The following is a 2,530-nucleotide window of genomic DNA, read 5'->3' as shown; positions in this document are numbered from 1 at the left end:
CTGCACCAGTACCAACTCCTGCGCTAACACCAACTCCTGCACCATTGGTAACGCCAACACCTGCACCTGCACCTGCGGAAACACCGACACCGACACCGACACCAACACCGACGCCAACACCATCGGTAACGCCAACACCAATAACTAATAACATCCCCAACGATGACTGCATCTGCGATGACATTGACTATCCCAATTTAAACCAACCGAATTCAGTTGAAAACACGATACTCGGTGTACCGGGCATTCAAATAGGCACTGCCAAAAACGATGAATTACTGGGTAGCAACACGGGCAATATATTCGATGCCAAATCCGGGGATGACAACTTATATGGTGGTGACAGCAGCGACATCCTCAACGGCAACAAAGGCAATGATTTTATCAGCGGTGGCACAGGTGACGACATCTTATTTGGAGATGAAAATAATGACATTATTCTCGGCGACTTGGGGAATGATTTAATCTTTGGAGGTAAAGGCAATGACTCCCTAAATAGCCGCGAAGGTGACGACATCGTTTATGGGAACAGAAATGATGACTTCATCGACGGCGGTAAGGGTAATGACAGCTTATTTGGAGGCAAAGGTGATGACATAATCCTTGGCAGTGAGGGAGATGATTACTTGTTGGGAAATCAGGGCTCGGATACCATCTGCGGCGGCGAAGGTAATGATTTTATCAGCGGTGACGAAGGCGCAGATATGCTGGGAGGCTGTGAAGGAAATGATACTCTTTACGGCGGGGAAGATAATGATACTCTCCTGGGCGGAAAAGGTAATGATGTCCTTTACGGAGAATTGGGGAATGATAGTTTGATTGGCGGTAGCGGCAATGATATCTTTGTACTAAAATCTGGTCAAGGATTTGATATTATTGCTGATTTTACAAGCGGTCAAGATTCGATCGCACTAAGCGGAGGTTTGAGCTTTAGCCAGTTAGCAATAACTCAAAATACTCAGGGTACAATTATCAAAAATTCCTTGACAGGAGAAGAGTTAGGTGTGATGATTGGAGTGAGTGCCAATTCGCTGACAGCGGCTAACTTCATGCTGGTTTAGGAAATAATTAAAAGTGCGTGAAGGTTCGCTTCACGCACTTCTACCAATTTTGAAATATCCAGCAAAAACTCAACGACTATTCATACTTCCGGCCGCGCCACTGAGTAGGCTGATTCAACGCAGAAATTAGAATTCGCAAAAACGCCAACGGATCGGCCAAAGGTGACAGCCAAAACAGCCATTTACCCGATGCCTGAGTTGTATCGTAGCTTGGGGCGATCGCGAAACACAAAGCCGATCGCACCGCCACCAAAAATACATTCAATCCCCACAGCCAAAACTGCGGAAACGCGCCCACAGCAGGCACTGAACCAGACAACAAATAGCACAGGACGATCGGCACCGGCAAACCTTGAACCGCCAGCAACAGCCACAAATCGCCCCAAATTTGAGCGCCAGAAGCAGCATCTTTCAAATCGAGCGATCGACCCCACTCATTCCAAGTCTCGATCGCCCCCTCATACATCCGCACCTGCAACACCTTAGCCCCATCCAAAAAGCCCACCTTAAAGCCCTTAGCAGCCGCATAGCGAGCCAAAGTCACATCATCGCAAAAAGAACCTTTTGCCACCTCATAGCCCCCCAATGCCACCAAAACCTCGCGCTTACAGAGAAAACACTGACCGTTCGCCATCACCCGTTCCGGCACATCCCCGCCAGTCCCCGTCGGCCCGAACCGATAAACCAAAGTCATTAACAAAGCAGGTTGCAGCCACAACTCCCCCGGATACTTGAGGATAAACTGCGGCGACAGCGAAATCAAATCGTAATTTCCAGCTTTCGCCGTTTTGAGTAAACTCGCAATCAAACCCGGATGCGGCACAGTATCCGCATCTATCCCCAAAATCCACTCGCACTTCTCGGAACTTGCCAAAAAACCTGCATTCAGCGCCCAGGGACGCCCTACCCAGCCCGCCGGCAGCGGATCGTCGTTAATCAAGCGAAACCGGGGGTCTTTTTGTGCGGCTGCCTTGACTAAATCTCCGGTTCCGTCTACCGAATAGCTGTCAACGACAATCACTTCTCGGAGTTCGTAACTTTGACTGGTTAATCCTTCCAAACAAGGCGAAATGCGATCGGCTTCGTTCAAAGTCGGTACTACCGCAGTACAAGCACCCAACAAATCCAGCGTCGGCGAATCGGGTTCCAGGGGCGGGATGCGCGATGGGCCTTTAATCAGACGCGACATCAGAAGGGCTGCGGCGGGCAATTGCAGCAGCAGGAGTGCGACAGGGATGATACTTGTCAGCAATTGCGAGAACAGGTGAGGGGCGATCGGGAAAACCATACTATTAAACAATTGAAGAATTGGGAATGACTTACTGGATATGGATCAATACGGTTGGGTTAAAACTATTTATTCCGGGCGAGATCCCCCTCGCATCCCCCTTATTAAGGCTACCGTGTACACACAAGTCCAGCTAGAGCGGTTTTCCAACCAATGAAGATAGCTTCAAACTGTTGAAGAC

At 49.2% G+C, this 2,530-nt stretch carries 2 protein-coding genes; one reads left to right on the top strand and one right to left on the bottom strand.

Features of this window, described 5'->3' with window-relative positions:
• Nucleotides 1–1,061, top strand: a 1,061-nt coding sequence (locus tag QUA58_RS27900) for a calcium-binding protein (RefSeq protein WP_333397328.1), incomplete at its 5' end; no start/stop codon positions are given.
• 76 nt (nt 1,062–1,137) lie between these two features.
• On the opposite strand, the gene cruG is transcribed toward QUA58_RS27900, so the two are convergent.
• Complete coding sequence (gene cruG, locus QUA58_RS27895) at nt 1,138–2,349, bottom strand: 2'-O-glycosyltransferase CruG (RefSeq protein WP_333397348.1); 1,212 nt, start codon at nt 2,347–2,349, stop codon at nt 1,138–1,140.
• Nucleotides 2,350–2,530: the final 181 nt, after the last annotated feature.

This window comes from Microcoleus sp. N9_A1, from assembly GCF_036701795.1.
In the GTDB taxonomy this organism is placed as follows: Bacteria; Cyanobacteriota; Cyanobacteriia; order Cyanobacteriales; family Microcoleaceae; genus Microcoleus.
This window is presented reverse-complemented; position numbering and strand designations above follow the sequence as displayed.